General features: G+C 39.0%; 15 protein-coding genes and 1 riboswitch. Of the genes, 12 read left to right on the plus strand and 3 right to left on the minus strand.

The genetic code is table 11. The features are described from left to right. The first annotated feature begins 54 nt into the window (after positions 1-54). From GVK91_RS22755 to dusB, 8 genes are all read left to right on the plus strand, one after another. Positions 55-570 carry an RNA polymerase sigma-70 factor gene (locus tag GVK91_RS22755; RefSeq protein ID WP_227550098.1) on the plus strand — a complete coding sequence of 172 codons (516 nt, stop codon included), beginning with the start codon at positions 55-57 and terminating at the stop codon, positions 568-570. 54 nt (positions 571-624) lie between these two features. Continuing rightward, on the plus strand, positions 625-1,257 hold the full coding sequence (locus tag GVK91_RS22760) for a hypothetical protein (RefSeq protein ID WP_088160043.1): 633 nt from the start codon (positions 625-627) through the stop codon (positions 1,255-1,257). 143 nt (positions 1,258-1,400) lie between these two features. Next, the gene (locus tag GVK91_RS22765) at positions 1,401-2,489 is read left to right on the plus strand and encodes a DUF4374 domain-containing protein (RefSeq protein ID WP_157698355.1); all 1,089 of its coding nucleotides are present in this window, start codon (positions 1,401-1,403) and stop codon (positions 2,487-2,489) included. A gap of 112 nt (positions 2,490-2,601) precedes the next feature. Next, complete coding sequence (locus tag GVK91_RS22770; RefSeq protein WP_088160041.1) at positions 2,602-4,989, plus strand: TonB-dependent receptor; 2,388 nt, start codon at positions 2,602-2,604, stop codon at positions 4,987-4,989. Between the two features lie 23 nt (positions 4,990-5,012). After that, complete coding sequence (locus tag GVK91_RS22775) at positions 5,013-6,242, plus strand: DUF4374 domain-containing protein (RefSeq protein ID WP_088160040.1); 1,230 nt, start codon at positions 5,013-5,015, stop codon at positions 6,240-6,242. 70 nt (positions 6,243-6,312) lie between these two features. Beyond that, on the plus strand, positions 6,313-7,446 hold the full coding sequence (locus tag GVK91_RS22780) for a PepSY domain-containing protein (protein ID WP_088160039.1): 1,134 nt from the start codon (positions 6,313-6,315) through the stop codon (positions 7,444-7,446). 28 nt (positions 7,447-7,474) lie between these two features. Further along, positions 7,475-9,916: an outer membrane beta-barrel family protein gene (locus GVK91_RS22785; protein ID WP_088160038.1), complete on the plus strand. Its 2,442-nt coding sequence runs from the start codon at positions 7,475-7,477 to the stop codon at positions 9,914-9,916. 66 nt (positions 9,917-9,982) lie between these two features. Continuing rightward, positions 9,983-10,978 (plus strand): tRNA dihydrouridine synthase DusB, encoded by a 996-nt coding sequence (gene dusB / locus GVK91_RS22790; protein ID WP_088160037.1) that lies wholly within the window; start codon positions 9,983-9,985, stop codon positions 10,976-10,978. Between the two features lie 67 nt (positions 10,979-11,045). Here the strand turns inward: dusB and GVK91_RS22795 are convergent, their stop codons facing one another. The 3 genes from GVK91_RS22795 to GVK91_RS22805 all read right to left on the minus strand — a co-directional run bounded on the left by GVK91_RS22795 (position 11,046) and on the right by GVK91_RS22805 (position 14,135). Next, complete coding sequence (locus tag GVK91_RS22795) at positions 11,046-12,515, minus strand: lipopolysaccharide biosynthesis protein (RefSeq protein ID WP_088160036.1); 1,470 nt, start codon at positions 12,513-12,515, stop codon at positions 11,046-11,048. Between the two features lie 44 nt (positions 12,516-12,559). Continuing rightward, a complete protein-coding gene (locus tag GVK91_RS22800) occupies positions 12,560-12,841 on the minus strand; it encodes an acylphosphatase (RefSeq protein WP_046674815.1) in 282 nt (93 codons plus the stop codon). Positions 12,842-12,959: 118 nt separating this feature from the next. Then, positions 12,960-14,135, minus strand: coding sequence for an amidohydrolase family protein (locus tag GVK91_RS22805; protein WP_088160035.1), 1,176 nt, complete (start codon positions 14,133-14,135; stop codon positions 12,960-12,962). Positions 14,136-14,363: 228 nt separating this feature from the next. Beyond that, positions 14,364-14,489, plus strand: a riboswitch (TPP riboswitch). Between the two features lie 54 nt (positions 14,490-14,543). On the opposite strand from GVK91_RS22805, the gene GVK91_RS22810 reads away from it, so the two are divergent. From GVK91_RS22810 to ggt, 4 genes are all read left to right on the plus strand, one after another. Further along, a complete protein-coding gene (locus GVK91_RS22810; protein ID WP_088160034.1) occupies positions 14,544-16,979 on the plus strand; it encodes a TonB-dependent receptor in 2,436 nt (811 codons plus the stop codon). A gap of 140 nt (positions 16,980-17,119) precedes the next feature. Beyond that, the gene (dtd, locus tag GVK91_RS22815; protein WP_088163428.1) at positions 17,120-17,578 is read left to right on the plus strand and encodes a D-aminoacyl-tRNA deacylase; all 459 of its coding nucleotides are present in this window, start codon (positions 17,120-17,122) and stop codon (positions 17,576-17,578) included. 16 nt (positions 17,579-17,594) lie between these two features. Next, a complete protein-coding gene (locus GVK91_RS22820; RefSeq protein ID WP_088160033.1) occupies positions 17,595-17,921 on the plus strand; it encodes a nucleotide pyrophosphohydrolase in 327 nt (108 codons plus the stop codon). Between the two features lie 61 nt (positions 17,922-17,982). Next, entirely contained in the window at positions 17,983-19,683 is a 1,701-nt protein-coding gene (gene ggt, locus GVK91_RS22825) for a gamma-glutamyltransferase (RefSeq protein ID WP_088160032.1), read from the plus strand. Positions 19,684-19,724: the final 41 nt, after the last annotated feature.

A 19,724-nucleotide genomic window follows, 5' to 3' on the forward strand; every position in this document is an offset into this window, starting at 1 on the left:
AATCAATCTAAATAAGATTATATTTGCCAAGGTATAAGCTAAGGTCAGTGTATTTTGGAAACGGATTTTTTTATTATAGATCGAGAGAGTTTTGAGCAAATATATCTTCGTCATTGGGAAGGTATGTTTGCTTTCTGTCTTAGTAATATCCAAGATGAAGAGCATGCAAAAGAAATCGTTCAAGATGTTTTCAAATCACTTTGGGAAAGACGAAATGAGCTTCGACTGAAAGAAGTGGAACGTTATCTGATCCGCTCGGTAAAACTCAAAGCTTTTGAATACATTCGCAACAAGGTCTCCCGTCAACAACACCTAAGCAATATTTCAAACACCAGCGAATCCCACTATACGGACAATACGTTGATTGCTGAGGAACTCGCAAACAAAATTTCCCACCTGGTCAACACACTGCCTAACCAATGTCGAAAAGTATTTCGGATGAGCAGGGAACAGGGACTTACCAACAAGCAAATTGCCCAGGAACTGGTGATCTCTGAAAGAGCTGTAGAATACCATATTTCGCGGGCACTTAAAACATTAAAAACAGAATTAACAGAATATATATTGTAAGTTGATCCATAAAAAGAGAAATCTCGTATTTTTGTTAGCAAGTTGAATATACTGATGAACATAGACAAGAAGTTAATAGAGAAATATCATTTAGGCCAATGCTCGCCAACAGAAAGACTGTTGGTCGAACAATGGTTGCTGGATGACACCTTCGAAACTAAGCCATTGCCTATTTCTACAGCTCAAAAAAACAAATTAGAAAGCGATATCTGGGCCGACATCAATGCGCATATTGAACAATCCAAGGCACCAATAAAAATTAAACAAAAAAAATACAATTTTAGATACCTTGGCATTGCAGCTTCGTTATTAGCCGTACTGAGTATTGGCTTCCATCTGTTTAACATGAGTGAAAAAACTGATGCGACATTCGACAACAGAACGAATGCTAACCTAAAATATATCAATCAGGATAACTATAAAATAGTTTTAGGCAAAAATGCGACTGCTCAGATCAATACCGATACTGGGGAAATTAAAACGACAGGCAATATGCTCTTTATACCCAAAAAGAACTTTGCATTCAGCCTTTCGGGAGATAAAAAGAAAGAACTAAAAATCGGCGAGACCTATTTTGTACTGCAACCGCAAAAAAATGGAAATCAGGTTATCATTGCCAAATCCGAACTAACTTTTCTTGCACCAACATTACAGCACGAACTTAAATTACAATTTAACATCATTTAATCGATCCCTATCCCCCATCCTATAGAACCATGCTAACAAGCCGTCTTATCTTATTCTTACCGCTCTTGCTTCTTAGCTTTACGATAAGTTGCCGATCAGAACATGCTGAGAAAAACTTAGCTGGCAAATATAGCTTCTATACCATGGATAAGGATTTAGGAAACACCATCATCACGACCAACAGCATTGATAGCGGAAAATTAACGATTCGACAAAGTGGAGTTGATATCCCAACACAAGAGTTCGATCGCAGCATCATTGTTAAAAATGGCAGATTTTATTTCCTCAGAGAAGGGAAATTTAGAAAATATACACTAGAAAAAACAGGCCTAAAAGAAATTGCTCAGCTGTCTATGCCTGACCAACATATTGAAAATATCAATTGGCTCAACAACGACACCTTACTCCTTTTCACATCAGACAACAAAACCAATCGCCGCCTATGGTACACTAAGGTTGCTGTCAATGACTTTAACGTCGCTCAGCAACAAGAAATAATCATACCTTCCTCAGCTTCCGATTTCAATATTATTTCTGTTGGCTTTAGTACCATACACCAGCAACAGCTACTCGTTGGATATACCTTCAATAAAATAATCAATGAAACAGACTTCACCACAATAGACACCCTCTATGTAGCAACATTCGATAAAACGACATTACAATTAAAAGAAATTCAAAAAGATACCCGATCCACTTATCCCGGAGGGATCAATACGGTACAATCTTATAGTTTCAATGATGAAGAGGGAAACTATTATTTTATGGCATGCCCAGGCATAGCCTTAGGAAATATTCCCTCAAAGCCAACTGCTATCTTTAAAATTGGTCAGAAATCAACTCAAATTGACCCGAATTATTTCTTTGATTTAACAGCACAGACCCATAACCACGCTTATGGTATGTGGTACCTGGGAAATCATCAAGCAATTGTACGGAGCGAACGTAAAGATCGCTATACCGATTTCAGCGACCACCACTCTACTTATCAATTTGAATATTTCCTTGTTGACCTCAGTGCCAAAACCACACGCAAACTCAACCTACCATTTGACAAAGGCACCCGTAAAGAATCTGTACTTGTTGAAAATGGTAAAGCATATATCACCATTGATGACAGCTCAGACAAACATCAGGTTTGGGTTTATGATATCAAATCAGGTCAAATTACCCCAGGGCTTCAATTAGATCGAGAGACCGATTTCATTGTAAGAATCGATCGACTAAATTAATTCTATCTGTAAAACAGACTATTACAAAAATTATTCTTTTTTTTCACCTTAGGACCTTCGGTAAATTTAGAGTTACGCAACTTCTTTATGTGTAATTAATCTAAATAAAACAATGTTCAAATTTAAAGTGATATGGTTAATGTTATTTTTAACCCTATCTTTTCCCTCGTTTTCTCAGCAACTGGCCCAGATCGAAGGTAGCATCAAAAATAGCACAAAGGAACCGATTGAAGGCGCTACAATCCTCCATAAAGGTACTAACAACGGTGCAAAAGCAAATAGAACCGGTACCTTTATACTAAAACATGTACCCTTTGGGAATCATGAATTTATTATTTCAGCACTCGGCTATAAAACTTTAACGCTGAAACTCGAAGTCAATAAGTCAACGGAAATTCTAAAAGAGATCACATTAAGTACGGAAAGCAATTCATTGGATGAAGTACAAGTTGAAGGAAAAACTGTCAGCAAAAGGATCAAAGAATCTGGTTTCAACGTTAATGTAATAGAAACCAAACAATATGCCAATACCAATTCCGATATAAATCAAATACTCAATCGAAGTACAGGCGTAAAGATTCGAGAACAAGGCGGCCTAGGTTCCCGATATTCCTTTTCGCTAAATGGCTTATCTGGCAATAACATTAAATTTTTTATCGACGGGGTACCAATTGAATCTTTCGGCAGTGGCATGAGTCTCAATAATATGCCGGTGAACATCGCAGAACGCATTGAGGTGTATAAAGGTGTCGTACCGGCACACCTGGGCTCAGATGCTTTGGGTGGAGCGATCAACATCGTCACCAATCGTGATTATAAAAAATCTTTAGATCTCAGTTATAGTATTGGCTCATTTAATACACACCGCGCTGCGGTGAGTGCTGGTTATAAACATCCCAAAAATGGCTTGATGATCAATTTGAATAGTTATTACAATTTCTCAAATAATAACTATCTCATGAGAACCAATCCCAAAGCTGGTGTATACCTAAAGGCACCTATACCTCCGAAAAACGAATTATTTGACACCCTGCAATCCGCAAGGCGTTTTCATGATGACTATCGTTCATTTATGACACAGGTTGAAGTGGGCATAAGTAATAAAAGATGGGCCGATATCGCTGTCTTAGGCTTGACTTATAATGACGTGTATGACCAGCAACAAACCGCAGCGACACAAGAACGTGTGCTAGGGCATGTATTCAGTAAAAGTCATACGTTTACTCCAAGCTTGCGCTATAGAAAAGACAAGTTTCTTTTTGAAAATTTATCAGCAACTGTATACGCAAATTATTCACGAGGCGAAAATATTATCACCGACACGAGCTCGAGGACATATTACTTTTGGAACGGTATAGCTACAGAATATAGTCCCAATGCAGGCGAACTGAATAGCTACAAATCCATCACCCATCAAAAGATTAACAACAGCTTTTCGCAGGTAAATTTAAATTACAAGCTATCAGCATCGCACCTATTCAATTTCAACTATAATTTAAACACCAATAAACGCGAAAATTACAATGAGATAGATCCCTACAATGATTTTTATAATATAACAAATCAGATCTATAGAACGACTATTGGGCTCAATTATCAACAGATTCTTTGGAAAGAGCGACTAAATAATTCATTTTTCATCAAAGAGTATGGCTTATCTGGCAAAACCAACACTGCTGGTAAAACCTCCAAAAACTACTTTGGTTATGGCGCTGTGACGAACATTAAATTAGATGCGAGTTACGGCATAAAACTATCGTATGAACATGCCTATCAACTACCAACTTTTACCGAGCTCTTTGGAGATGGTTTAAACGTTATGGCTAATGAAAAATTAAAGCCTGCAAATAGCGACAACTATAACCTGAATTTCTACTATGGAACAACCTTTGGAAACCACTATCTAAATGTGGACGCTTCAACCTATTATAGGAATGTTAAGGACTATATCATTCAGAAATCTTACGACACCCCGCAGGGGCAAAAACAATTAGCGGACAATGAAGGCGGAGTGAAGGTCAATGGCCTTGATTTCGAAGTTAAATATGGGTACAAATCCAATTTTATGGCCGTATTAAACATGAGTTATTATAATGCAGTCGATCGCGAAAAGTATGATAAAAATAATAGAGAAAAGATAACCTACAAAAATCGTACACCCAATGAGCCGTGGCTATTTGGAAACCTAGACATCAGTTATGGCCGGAATAACCTTTTTAGCTCCAAAGACAATCGTATACAGCTAAATTATTACTTGCAGTTTGTAAATAACTATTCGTTAAGCTGGTCCAAATTAGCAGAAAAATCAACAAAAGATTATATTCCAGCCCAATGGTTACACAATATTGCCGCTACCTATTCTTTCAATAACAATACTTATAACATCACCGTCGAGGGAAAAAATTTGACTGATCAAATTGCTTACGATATTTTCAAGCAACAGCGCCCCGGTCGTTCTGTATATCTAAAATTACGGTACCTCATCCGCTCCTCACATTAAAAATTATTTAAAACTATAATATCATGTTAAAATCAATTACAAAAAACGTTAGTTTAATTGCTTTGGCAGGCATTTCGTTAATAGGCTGTAGCAAATCCACACCTGACAACGGTACGCCCACAAATCCAACGGAAGAAGTTGGTGGAAATTTTGCGATAAAGTTCAGTACAGACAATGGTTCGTTTATGCTTCCTGTAAAAGATCTCATGTCAGGTACGATCTCTCCAGTAGGCGCCGGTACTGATGTAACAAGTATGTTCCCATGGGAAGAAAATGTAATTCAAAAAGGCAAGTATTTCTACTCGATTGATCCAAATGCCGCTCAGTTCGGAAAATATAGCTTTGAAAATGGTGTATTAAAGGCTATTAAAGTCATTCCGTTCACCAAGTTAACCACTTTATATATAGGCTGGCATAGTTGGCTGGATGACGATCGCTTGGCCGTCGGCCCACGCAATAGCAACGAATACGCTGTAATCAACACAAATACGATGCTTGTAGAGGCAAGTGGTACAATAACCTCAGACACCGACATCCCGAAAGACCATAATATGCGGATTTATGCTTTTCTTCCTCAAGGTAATAAAGTCGTCTTAGGTTATTGTTTATATAACAATATAACAAAGGTAAGCTACGACATTACGTATACAGGTTCGGTTGACTATCCATCGTTTAAAAACTTTAAGAAAACAGGTGAAGACAACCGTTCAGCACCCGTAGGTCCAGTTAGAAACGGTTATTTTCATAAATTCAAGGAAAATGGTTACACTTATTTGCAAACGTATACAATGCCCGCATTGGGTGGGGGCAAAAACCTACCTACTGGATTCTATCGAATTAAAGATGGAGATGACAAACTTGATCCAAATTACTTCTTCAATATCAGTCAGTACCAAGGCGGAGATAACCAACTGGGGGTTTCTTACCTAGGTAATGGTAAGGCTTTACTTATCAGCGCACATGACACAAAAAATAATGTTAAAGAATGGAACGATTGGTGGTATGCTGCTATGTGGGAATACCTAATCGTTGACGTAAACTCACAAAAAGTAGTTAAAAAATTAGACTTTCCATTGGTCAGTAATTCCCGCTCGGCAGTTGTCATCAATGGGAACGCATACATAGCGGTAAATGATCCCAAAGCTGACGCCATCTATATTTGGGAGTATAACCCAACTACGGACAAATTAACAAAAGGCGCCAAAATACTTGGGGGTGACGCAGATACACCAATGCTATATAATTTAGATTAATCTCTTATTAAACCGGGGCGACCTATTGTCGCCCCTTCGATTAAATACTATCCGTTATCATTATTAAATTATGTTCAGTAAAATCAACGCCTGGCTGCATCTTTGGTTGGGACTTGCCGCCGGTATTCCCGTTATTATCTTAGCAATTACAGGTTGTGTACTCGTCTTTGAACATGACATCAAAGAATTGACTACCAACTATATTCACGTCGAACCCAGAAGTGCCGAAGAACAACTTCCTCCTTCCGTTATTTACAAAGCAGTAAACCATATTCTTCCTGATAAAGAAATCGCAAGTTCCTGGTATAACGGATTAGACAAATCCGTCAAAGTGAGTTTGGACCATTCCGATAGTCTAGTTTACGTAAATCCCTACACCGCAGAAGTCCTCGCCATTGTAGATCATGAAGATTTCTTTCATTTCATGGATGAAGGGCATCGTCACCTTTGGATGCCTGTAAAAATAGGACGACAAGTAGTCGGCTGGAGCACATTCATCTTCTTTATATTGTTGATCACTGGGCTTGTACTCTGGTGGCCAAAAAAATGGAACAAGAGATCTAGAGAACAAAGCTTTTCAATCAAATGGAAGGCGAAATTTAAAAGAGTGAATTATGACCTTCACAATGTGCTCGGCTTCTATTCGCTAACAATAGCGCTGGTTATGTGTTTTACTGGACTCATCATGAGCTTTCCATGGATCCGAAGCGCTGTCGTCTCGTTGACTGGGGGGTATTCAAATAAACCTAAGATAGAGAAATCAAATAAAGAAGAATACATTGATCAACCTTTAAACGATGCTTTAGTTGTTGCAGACCAGATTTGGCATAAAGTACGTCGTGAATATGCCAAATATAACAAAGAGGCAGTCATTGTCCATTATCCTGAGCCGGAAGACAAAACAGTGTATGCTTGTACCGACATGGAAGGTGGCACCTGGCGAGATCTCAATTTCGACCGATATACACTTGAGCTAGCCGGCAGAAAACAAGGTCCCATTGATGAGGCAAATACCACAGAATGGTTGATGCGATCCAACTATGCACTCCATACTGGTTTTATTGGAGGAATGACAACAAAAATCATCTATTTCGTGGCCTCATTGATCTGTGCGACCTTACCGGCAACGGGATTCTATATCTGGTGGGGCAAGAAAAGAAAAACGGTAAAAAAAACAAAACATACACAGCTAGCAACTCCTTAAATTTTAGTAATCTCTTAATCATAGTACTATGCGTCATATCCAGCATTATATCGTAAGTTTTCTATTTATTTGTACAACGTTCAATTGCTATGCACAAAAAACCAATCCTATTAAGGGACAAATTGTGGGTGAAGATAAACGAGCTATTCCCTATGTAAGTATAAGCCTTCATAACGCCAAAGATAGTACACTATCCAATACGATTCTTTCGGATAGCTTAGGACGTTTTACATTCGCCAATGAAAAAGCAGGTCGTTATTTTGTGAAGATAAAAAACATCACGCATCAAGAGACTTTTAGCCCACATTTCAGCCTGACAGAGCAACTGGGTGAAATTAACCTCGGTCAGATTACCCTCTTACCGAATAATACGTATTTAGCAGAAGTACTGGTACAACGCAAAAAGCAATTCATCGAACAACAACAGGATAAGCTTGTGTTCAATGTAGAAAACTCGATGCTTGCTGATGGCAATAATGGACTTGAACTACTGAATAAGATTCCAGGAATAGCTGTAGATGACAGCGGAGTATTAAGTATGAAAGGGAAATCGGGAGCAACCCTGATGATCAATGGCAAGATGACCTATCTTTCAGGCGATCAACTTGCCAATTTACTGCGGAGCACATCTTCCATTGATATCAACAAAATCGAGGTTATGTCCAACCCTAGTGCAAAACAAGATGCGGCCGGTTCAGCAGGAATTATCAATATCGTTTTAAAAAAAGGAATAAAACAAGGATGGAACGGTGCCATCTCGCTCAATGGAGGGTTAGGCAGGGGCACACATCTTGGCGGTAGTCTCAATTTAAATTACCGCACGGAGAAACTCAATGTATTTGGAATTTACAATCAATATCATCAGAACCTCGAATATTTCAATTCCCTCACCCGGTATTTTTATCCCGATCAGCACAATGTTCCAGAATCTTATAGCCAACAGGAAAATAACATACGCCCCAAACTACGGTCTAATAACTTTAGAGCTGGTATAGATTATAACATAGATTCCAAACAGACACTTGGCCTACTTATCAATGGCGGTTTTGGCAAATATCCGAAGTATGAACCCACGACAAATAGTTTCAGAAACTTTGACGATAATCAATTAGTGTGGTCTTCTGCTACGATAACGGAAGGAAAAGAACACTGGCGGGACATGCTCTACAATGTCAACTATACTGTCAAATTTAACGAGAAAGGGCACGAACTAAAGATCGATCTCGATCTTGTCGACCATTATTCCAAAATGGATCAGCAGCTGAACACGAATTATACGAAAGCAGATGGCTCCACGCTCAACCAACCATCGTCACGTAGAGGAGACATTCCATCAGACAATAAAGTGTACGTCGCCAAGTTGGATTATATACTCCCGCTAGCCCAAGGGTATAAACTGGAGACAGGTTGGAAAGCCAGTCATGTACGCACAGAAAATGACCTGCATTATGACACCTTACAAAAGGATCAATACGTCCCGGACCTGACAACAAGCAACCATTTCATTTACAAAGAAACAATACAAGCGGGTTATATCAATCTATCCAAAAGCTGGCATAAAATTTCGGCACAGGTTGGTGTCAGAGGTGAGCATACGCATACTTTAGGTAATCAAATCACCCTCCATGAGCAATTTGAAAAATCATATTTCAAACTATTTCCTTCGGCATTTCTAACCTATACCCTCAATGAAAAAAACAAATTGCAGACAAGCTACAGCTACCGCGTACAAAGACCATCATTTTGGGATCTCAATCCATTTCGAGTATATACAGATCCTTTTTCCTATTCGGAAGGCAATGCTCAGCTGAATCCTGCTTACGAGCATTCTCTTGAGTTTGGCTATACACTTGCCAGCAAATATATTTTGACCTTAAACTATGCAAAGAGGACCAATGTCGTTAACGAGATCATTGGTACGGATCCAACCAATCCATACATTACCTACGAACGTCCTGAGAATATTGGTTCATTTAGAAATTACGGATTGTCAATTATCGCCCCTAGCCAATTGACAGCTTGGTGGTCAGCTACACACTTCGCAAATTATTACCGTAATGAATATAATATCCCACAAGAGGATGGCTTGATCAGCCGAAAAGGCAATACGCTTACACTCAATAGTCAGAATACATTCAAATTGCCTAAAGATTGGTCTATAGAACTCGGCGGGAACTACGTATCGGGGCTGACAATAGGCTTAAGTCAGATCAAGAGTTACGGCCAAATATATACTGGCATCCAAAAAAATATACTCAATAAAAGAGCATCTGTCAAGCTAGTTGTGAATGATATTTTGAGGACCAACAATCGGCGTTATGAGACCTTTTCGTCAACAATAAGGCTCGTAGGGAAATCGAACCCTGACAGTAGGACGGCTATACTCTCCTTTAACTATCGATTTGGCGGGGTTGGCGATTCGAACGGTCAACGTTCGACAGGATCTGAAGAGATCAAAAATCGGCTCTAAACTCGTGACAGTTAGCTAACTTTATACTAATGCCAAATTTTGTACCTTTGTAAAAAATTATCAAAGATGTCGGTCAAGATTGGTGAAAATATTGATTTGGGTAAATTCCCATTGTTATTAGCTCCGATGGAGGATGTAAGTGATCCTCCGTTTCGCTATGTGTGCAAACAGAATGGTGTTGATTTAATGTATACTGAATTTATTTCTTCGGAAGGCTTAATTCGGGATGCTGCAAAGTCAATTCAAAAACTTGATATTTTTGAATATGAACGTCCTATTGGCATTCAGATCTTTGGTGGAGATATTGAAAGTATGCGTCAGTCTGCTGAGATCTGCACAAAAGCAGAGCCTAATTTAATCGACATCAATTACGGCTGTCCAGTTAAAAAAGTAGTCTGCAAAGGAGCTGGTTCATCCCTGCTACAGGACATCGATAAAATGGTTGCAATGACAAAAGCTGTCGTTGAGGCTACGGATTTACCCGTAACGGTGAAAACACGTCTTGGCTGGGATGATAACACAAAAAATGTATACGAAGTTGCCGAAAGGTTACAAGATGTGGGGATCAAAGCACTTGCTATTCATGGACGTACGCGCGCGCAGCTGTATAAAGGTCAGGCGGACTGGTCTATGATTCGTGATATCAAACGCAATCCGCGCATCAAGATTCCAATTTTTGGCAATGGCGATGTAGACTCTGTCGAAAAAGCTGCGGTATGGCGGCAGGAGTTTGAAGTGGATGGCATTATGATTGGCCGTGCAGCAATCGGATACCCCTGGATTTTTAGAGAAATAAAACATTTTTTCAATACTGGTGAGCGTTTAGAAGGACCAACTATTGCCGAACGTGTCGAGGTTTGCAGAACACATCTGAACAAATCCATTGAATGGAAAGGTGACAAATTGGGTATTTTTGAAATGCGCAGGCATTATGCGAATTACTTCAAAGGAATCCCTAACTTTAAAGAACACCGAATGAAGTTGGTCAGCTTACAAAGCCAAGCTGAGATTCTTGAGGTACTTCATGAAATTGAACACAATTTCTCGGCAGAAATGGTATAATCCTAAAGTCCACAATTTATAAAGAAAAAGGTCGTGCTAAGTTAATATTAGCACGACCTTTTTTCGTTTAAGCGTCTTTCTTTATGAATCGCTTGAGCTGATTTCTTTCCATCATAAATACACCTCCAATGTAAGCAATCAAAAGCCCATTACCAACGAAGGCATTATGATTAAATACAAAGTAGGATAGATAGGAGAAACATATCCCTAAAAGTATATACATCAGGATCTTGCCCAATTTATAGGGTATAGGATAATGTTTTTGCCCCCATACATAAGATAGCACCACCATAGAAAAGTAGGCTAGAAATGTGACTATTGATGCTCCAACATAACTGTACCTCGGGATCAGGTAATAATTTGCAACGATGGTTATTCCTGCCCCTACCAATGAAATATACAATGCGTACCGCGTTTGATCGGAAAGCTTATACCATACGGAGAGATTCATATAAATACCCAGCAGGACATAATTGAATAGTAATAGCGGAACGATAAAAAGTCCAGACCAATATAAGTCACGAGTTTCCACATTTCCTTTAATAAAATACTTCAGCCAGTCAATATTCGCTGTAATCCCCAGCATAACTAACATCATGGCAATTACGAAATATTCCATAATCAACGCATAGGTCTTCTTTGCATTGGCATTTTTTGCATAAGAAAAGAAAAATGGTTCGGCCCCCAATCGAAAAGCCTGAACAAAAATGCTCAGAAACATTGCTAATTTTCCAACGGCTCCATAGATCCCCAAATCGCGATCCCCAATATCCTTAGGCAGGTAGATTGGCAACACAATTTTATCTAAATTTTCGTTGATGATATAAGAAATATTGGCAATTAAAATCGGAAAGCTATACGATAGCATCTTTAAGATTAGCTGCTTTTCCGGTTTAAAATAGAAACCCCTCATTTCAGGAAGGAGCAATAGAAAGGTTGCTGCACTTGCCACAATATTAGAAATAAATACATAACCTATCCATTCATTTCTATACCAACCGGAACACCAATTACCCAAAGTACCACCATCTTTTATCAGATAGGGAACTAGCGCAATAAAGAATAGGTTAAGAATAACCATAATACCGATGTTGGCCAATTTAATAGCACCAAATCGAATAGGCCTTCCCTCCGATCTCAATTTCGCAAAAGGAACAATAGCTAAAGCATCCAATGCCAATATGAGGGCGAAATACTTCACATAGCTCTCGTAATCGGCATTGTAAGTTCCCTTATTCAACCAGCTACCAATAGTGCCAGCAAAGACTATGGCCGTAATAAAAAATAATGTTGCCAAAGAGGCAATGACGATAAAACTGTTATTGAAAACCTGCTTTTTATCCTTTTCTTCGACTTTTTGGAGAAACCTAAAAAAAGTTGTTTCCATTCCAAATGCCAAAACGGCATTGATCATGGATGCCCAGGCGTACATATTAGTAAATATTCCGTAGGACGCAGGTGGATATTTGAGGACATACAATGGCGTCATGACGAAATACAGCATACGGGCTATAATCGTACTCAGGCCATAAATCATGGTCTGTCCGGCGAATTTTTTAAGTACTGACAAGGCGAAACGGCTTAAGATTGAACTCTTTTAACTACTTCAAAATTGGAAAAGCCCTTCATTTCGCCTTCCTTTACCTCAACACTTTCAACGATTGCACCCTCGGGTCCTTCTTGGCAGAACTCCAACAGTGAATCTAGTGCAAAATCGTCGCCCTCGCCCTCTATATAGACAGAACCATCTTTTAAATTGACAACAAAGCCTCTAACACCGACTTGATCTGCAACCGCCTTGGTTGTCAATCTAAAAAAGACCCCCTGTACTTTACCTCTTATTGAAATATTCAAATGTTTCATCTGTAACTTATTTTTTCTTCCATCGGTCAGATGGAACTTACCATGACTATAGTTTCGTTATTATAGTCATGGACGGTTCAATAAGAGCAAAAGTACAGAAGTTTTGGGGAATTAAATACTACGCTAAACGTTTTACCTTAACATCTTCATTTAGGCGCATGTGTTCCATACCTTGCAACAACACAATCCCAGGTTTTTTACCCACTTCAAGTGAGCCAAATTCATTCTCAATGTTCAACGCGATAGCACCATTGATTGTAGCCCATTGAATAGTCTGCAAGAAATCCAGATCCTCAAAGTGCGCATGCAATACCTTTAGCTCCTCCAAAATGGACAATGTATCGTTTGAAGCTAAACTGTCCGTTCCGATTACCAAACGCTGTCCGGCATTCATAAAATTCTGAACCTTTGGTAATGTTCCCTCAATATAAAGGTTGGCTTTTGGACAGAGACACCACATCACATCACGATCCATACGCTCTACAAAATCCAAATCTTTAAGAGAGGTATAGGTGTTATGAACCAACAATAATTTATTTGGATAAGGCAAATAAGGAAGATAAGACTGAATCGAATTTCTTGCCTGCGCCTTAATCGCATCAGCATTTTTTCCTATACTTTTATAAAAGTCCAAGAACTCACCCATTTTATAACGGAACAGTTTATTCTCCTCTTCACTTTCTTGATTGTGAATACTGATAATATTTGTTTCCGGAACCATCTTCTTGAATTTCTTAAAAAGGACCTTCGAACAAGAATAGGGAGCGTGCGGAGTAATGGATACATGCCCATTCCTAAACTCTTGGGTCAACGATTTAGCCTCCTTTAACTTAAAGTCAGCTTCTTCAGGTTCAATTCCGAGCACCTCCACAAATGTGTGATATAATATCTGTGAATCTTCCTTCAATTTTGAAGAATTATCAGTGTTGGCGTGATCTCCGACTGCGACAATACCATTTTCGTACATATCTCGATCGGCTTTGGCCATAGCGTCATCTATTTTTTTCATCGATGCCGACCGCGTTGTCATCACCTTACTGAGAAAGCTCGGAAGCCCCGTACCTTTAGGAACAATACCTTTCATATGCGACAATTCAATGTGGCAATGTGCATTGATAAAACCTGGAATTATCACTCCTTCATATCTCTCAACCTTCGTTTTATCTGAAGGTGTAAATGAAGTTGGGTCATAGATACCTTGAATTACCCCCTCCTCATCTACCGAAACAATACCGTCTTTTATTGGCATTGAAGTAATCGGCAGAATATAATTAGCGCTTAAATATTTTAACATTTTATCTCCTCACTATCAATTTAGTAACTAAAATTTTTTGACCTGTATGAATACATACCTCTAGTAGAAAAATTCATGCCAAGGTACCTAAAAAGAACAATAAATACCAAAAACAACAATTTGCACAAATTTTTAACCAAAAAGAAATAATACCGCAAATCCACTCTTTTCCATTTGTCATAAATTACTTCTTTATACTTCATTTCAATTTTAAATTTATATATTCGCAGCATCGAATAGGGGTGCCTTGTTTTGTCAGGAACACAAATAAAGGCTGAGATTATACCCAACAGATTAAATTCTGTACACCTGATCCAGATAATGCTGGCGTAGGGAGAGGTTAGTTAAATAGTGCGGTCATAGTAACCCCTTGCTATGATTTGTTTAACTCAAACAAAATACATTACCATGATCAAATTTTTGATTTGTAGCTCCTTAGCTACTATTTCAAGCCAAATTGCCATTGCGCAACAAAATCTGACAATTAAAGCTGTAGACAATACTAATCAGACCCCCTTACAGTATGTTTCCATATCCATAGATGGACAAGCATCCTTCGCTGGCCAATCGGACAAAAATGGACTGATTAAACTATATCGTATCAATACAGGTAAGCACCAGATCCAGGTATCTTCTCTTGGATATAAAACATGGAGCCAAAATGTGGATGTTAAAGACAATTTGGAGCTTACGGTAGCGTTAGAACCTAGTACAATTCAAATGGAAGAGGTACTTGTTCAATCTACCCGTGCCAAAAGAAATGCTCCTACAACCTTTAAAAACATCTCCAAAGAAGAAATAACGCGTAATAACCTCGGCCAGGATATTCCATTCCTTTTAAATCAGACTCCATCCGTGCAGGTCAATTCCGATGCCGGTGCAGGTATAGGTTATACCGGAATGACAATCAGGGGATCGGATAATCAACGAATCAACGTAACATTAAATGGAATCCCTTTAAATGATGCGGAGAGCATGGGTTCATTTTTTGTAAACCTTCCCGACTTTGCCTCTTCTACCGAGAGCATCCAAGTTCAGCGTGGTATTGGGACTTCGACGAATGGTGCCGGATCATTTGGAGCCTCATTAAATATTCAGTCCAATACGTTAGTCGAAACCCCTTACGCAGAGCTCAACAATTCATTTGGCTCCTACAATACCTGGAAAAATACAGTCAAGGTAGGTACCGGGCTAATTAACGACAAATTTGCCTTCAATGCCAGATTATCTCGAATCAGTAGCGATGGTTATATCGAAAGAGGTAGTTCAGACTTACAATCTTTTTATGTGGACGGAGGTTATTATGGCAAGAAACATATTTTAAAAGGAATTGTATTCTGGGGAAAAGAAAAGACATATCAAGCCTGGAATGGCGTTCCCGAACCATTGATTACTGGCGATCGATCACGCATGGATGACTATGCAGATAATGCACTCGAAATCTCGGGCGCAGAGAAGGATCGTTTCATGAACGCCGGCCGGGATTATAATCTATATACGTATCAAAATCAAACAGATAATTATACGCAGAAACATCATCAACTTCATTATACCAATATCCTGAACGACAAATTGACGCTCAATACAGCCCTACACTATACAAGAGGTTATGGTTACTATGAAGAAATGAGACCCGGAGATAAACTAAGTAAATACGGTTTGCCTAACGTCATCATTGGTAAAGATACCATACAAAAAACAGATCTCGTCCGCAGGAGATGGCTTGATAATTATTTTTATGGCATGACCTATGCCCTAAATTACAGACCGAATGATCAGCTTGAAATTACTTGGGGTGGAGCTTATAATCAATACAAAGGAAAACATTATGGCCAGGTGATTTGGGCACAATATGCATCAACAGGTTTTCTTGACGATAAATATTACTTCGGGAAATCACAAAAAAATGATTTCAGTAATTTCTTAAAGGTCGATTATAAACTAGATAAGTGGATATTAATGGCCGATATTCAATATCGGAATGTAGATTACCACATGTATGGTGATGATGATAAGGTGAAAAATTATAATTATCATCCTAAGTTTAATTTCTTAAACCCTAAAGCTGGTGCAACTTATTTGCTAAATGACCATTCAAATGTATACGCTTCTTATGCCTTTGCACAGAAAGAACCTGTTCGCAAGGATTTTATAGAGAAAAATAGCGCCTTACCCGACCCGACCCCGGAGAAAATGCAGGACATCGAATTTGGCTATCGCTTTACAAATGAAAAATTCAACATCGGATTGAATGGGTATGGCATGTTTTACAAGGATCAGTTGATCCCAACAGGTGAAATCAGTGATACTGGCTCTCCAATTCGACAAAATGTCAAAGATAGCTATAGAATGGGGCTTGAATTCGATGGATCATGGAACATCAACAAGCAGTTCAACTGGAAAGCAACAGCTAGTTTCAGCCAAAATAAAATTAAAGACTTTGAAGAGGTAATCGGTGATACAAGGATATTTTATTCGAAAACAGACATTGCTTTATCTCCGGGAACGATTTTGTCAAGTAATTTTTCTTATAGTCCGATAACATCACTTACATTCTCTCTTCTATCCAAATTTGTAGGAAGACAATATCTAGATAATTCATCTGCGAAAGAGAGAAGCATTTCCTCTTATTTTGTCAACAATCTGTTAGCAAACTATAGCTTTACAGCATTAGGTATCAAAAACATCAGTGCAACTTTACAGGTCAACAACATCTTCAACGAAAAGTACGAAGCCAATGGCTACACCTTTGGTTGGATGGAAGGTGATACCCGAAAATATTATAATTTCTATTTCCCACAAGCACCAACAAATTTCCTATTGGGCTTGAATTTCAAATTTTAGAAACAATTTATTTAAATAAAAAAACGTCTCTTTTTTCCTGAGGAAGCAAGAGACGTTTTTTATTTAATATGGTGGATAAATTGCACATTACATCGTGTTTAACAATCGGAATTTTTACCTTTGGTTTTATACTTTTCATTATGCGCGCAGTTATACAACGAGTGAAAAACGCCTCTTGTACGGTAGATAATCAGATTACAGGCCAGATCCAGAAGGGTTTAATGATTTTATTAGGAGTTGAAGAAGCAGACACAACAGAAGATCTTAAATGGTTAGGACAGAAATTCATCAACTTACGCATCTTCGAGGATGAACAGGGCTTGATGAATAAATCGATACAGGATATAGACGGAAATATCTTACTCATCTCACAATTCACCCTCTTTGCTCAAACAAAAAAAGGAAACAGACCTTCTTTTATCAGAGCAGCAAAACCGGATAAAGCCAAACCAATGTATGAAGAGATGGCTTTATTGTTAAGTCAATTGCTCCAAAAAGAGGTTCAACTTGGCGTATTCGGAGCAGATATGAAAATCGACCTACTGAATGATGGTCCAGTTACCATCGTCATGGATACAAAAGATAAGGACAACTTTTAATTTTTTATTGAAAAAGATGACAATTAAAGAAGCACAAGAGGTTATTGACAAATGGATCAATAGTACCGGAGTACGTTATTTCAACGAACTGACAAACACCGCCATACTCATGGAAGAAGTCGGTGAGGTTGCCCGAATAATGGCTCGGAAATACGGAGAGCAATCTTTCAAAAAATCAGACAAAGAAGTCAATTTAGCAGATGAAATGGCCGATGTATTATTCGTTTTGATGTGTCTTGCCAATCAAACGGGAATTGATCTAACAGAAGCTCTGGAACAAAATCTTCAAAAGAAATCAATTCGGGATGCCGACCGCCATAAAAACAACGAAAAACTTAAATAATTGGAGATAGTATTGTTTGTACAACTCTTTGAGATAATATTAAAGTTTTAAATCGAATACGATGTATAAATTCATAACCTATTCGCTCATAGCGAGCATATGTCTTGCCTCTTGTGCGACAAAACAACAGCTAAATTCTAAGGTCGAGCAGGCCAGTACTTTTAATAAGGCTACCGTAGTCACAGCGCATCCTTTGGCTTCAGAAGTCGGCGTAAAGATTTTAAAACAAGGTGGAAATGCAATAGATGCTGCAGTTGCCGTGCAATTTGCTCTTGCAGTTGTTTATCCCAATGCAGGAAATATTGGCGGCGGCGGCTTTATGCTCTACCGCGATCATCGGGGTAATTTAGATGCCCTAGATTTTCGTGAGAAAGCTCCTCAAAAAGCATCCCGGGATATGTATCTCGATGCCCAAGGTAATGTTATTCCTGAGTTGAGCCTTTATAGTCAATTGGCCTCAGGCATCCCTGGGTCTGTTGCCGGTATGTGGGAAGCACACAGAAAGTATGGCAAGTTGCAATGGAAAGATCTCGTACTCCCAGCAATACAGCTAGCCAGAACAGGTTTTAAAATCAGTCAACGACAAGCTAATGAGTTTGAAAGCCATAAAGATCGTTTTGTCAAGCTGAATCCCTCTGGTGCTGCAATTATCAAAACCAAAGCTTGGAAAACAGGTGACCTATTTATCCAGGAGGAGCTAGCGAAAACGCTGGAAAGAATCGCAATAGAAGGGCGAGACGGCTTCTATAAAGGTAAAACGGCCGACTTAATTGTTGCCGAAATGGGCAAGGGGAAAGGCATTATTAACCATCAAGATCTACTGGATTATCAGGCACTTTGGCGTATCCCAATTTCCACAAATTATAGGGGCCACAAAGTTATTTCCATGCCGCCGCCTTCGAGTGGGGGAACATCTCTTTTGGCCCTGCTCAAATCAGTCGAACAGTTTCCACTTCAACGCTGGGGCTTTCAAACCGATTCAACCATTCGTGTCATGGTCGAAGCTGAACGTTATGTATATGCCAATCGGGCCAAATATTTAGGAGATCCTGATTTTATTAGGGTACCCGTCCAACAGCTTATTGACTCCAGCTCAAATGCACATAAACTCAATTCATTCAATTTCCGTAAAGCGACATTAAGCAAAGATGTCAATGCAGATGTCATTCCTGGCTATGAAAGTGAACAAACGACACATTTCAATATCGTAGACGAGCAAGGGAATGCAGTATCCATTACAACAACACTCAATGATTCTTATGGCTCGGGAGTATTTGTGGCCGGCGCAGGTTTTCTCCTAAACAATGAAATGGATGATTTCTCTGTGAAAACCGGTGTCCCAAACATGTATGGGCTTACAGGAGAAAAAGCGAACGAGATTCAGCCCGGCAAAAGAATGCTCAGCTCAATGACACCCACTATTGTAGAAAAAGATGGCAAACTATTCATGGTTGTGGGAACCCCGGGGGGATCAACTATCATTACCTCTGTTTTTCAGACTATCCTCAACGTTATTGACTTCCGACAAAATGCACAATCGGCAGTGAGCCTGCCAAGATTTCATCATCAATGGCTTCCTGATCGCATTGATGTCGAAAATAACGCTATCAATGCCAATTTACGTGGCCAATTAACAAAAGATGGCTATACGATAAATCCGAGAGGGGCAATCGGCCGTGTGGAGAATATACTTGTCTTACCAAATGGTAAATTACAGACAGGAGCCGATCCACGTGGAGACGATACAGCGAAAGGTTATTAGATTAAAAATGATTAAACTATTTGATGCAATCCCTATCTTAC

Origin of the sequence: Sphingobacterium sp. 18053, from assembly GCF_902706145.1 — a bacterium.
GTDB classification, from domain to species: domain Bacteria; phylum Bacteroidota; class Bacteroidia; order Sphingobacteriales; family Sphingobacteriaceae; genus Sphingobacterium; species Sphingobacterium paramultivorum.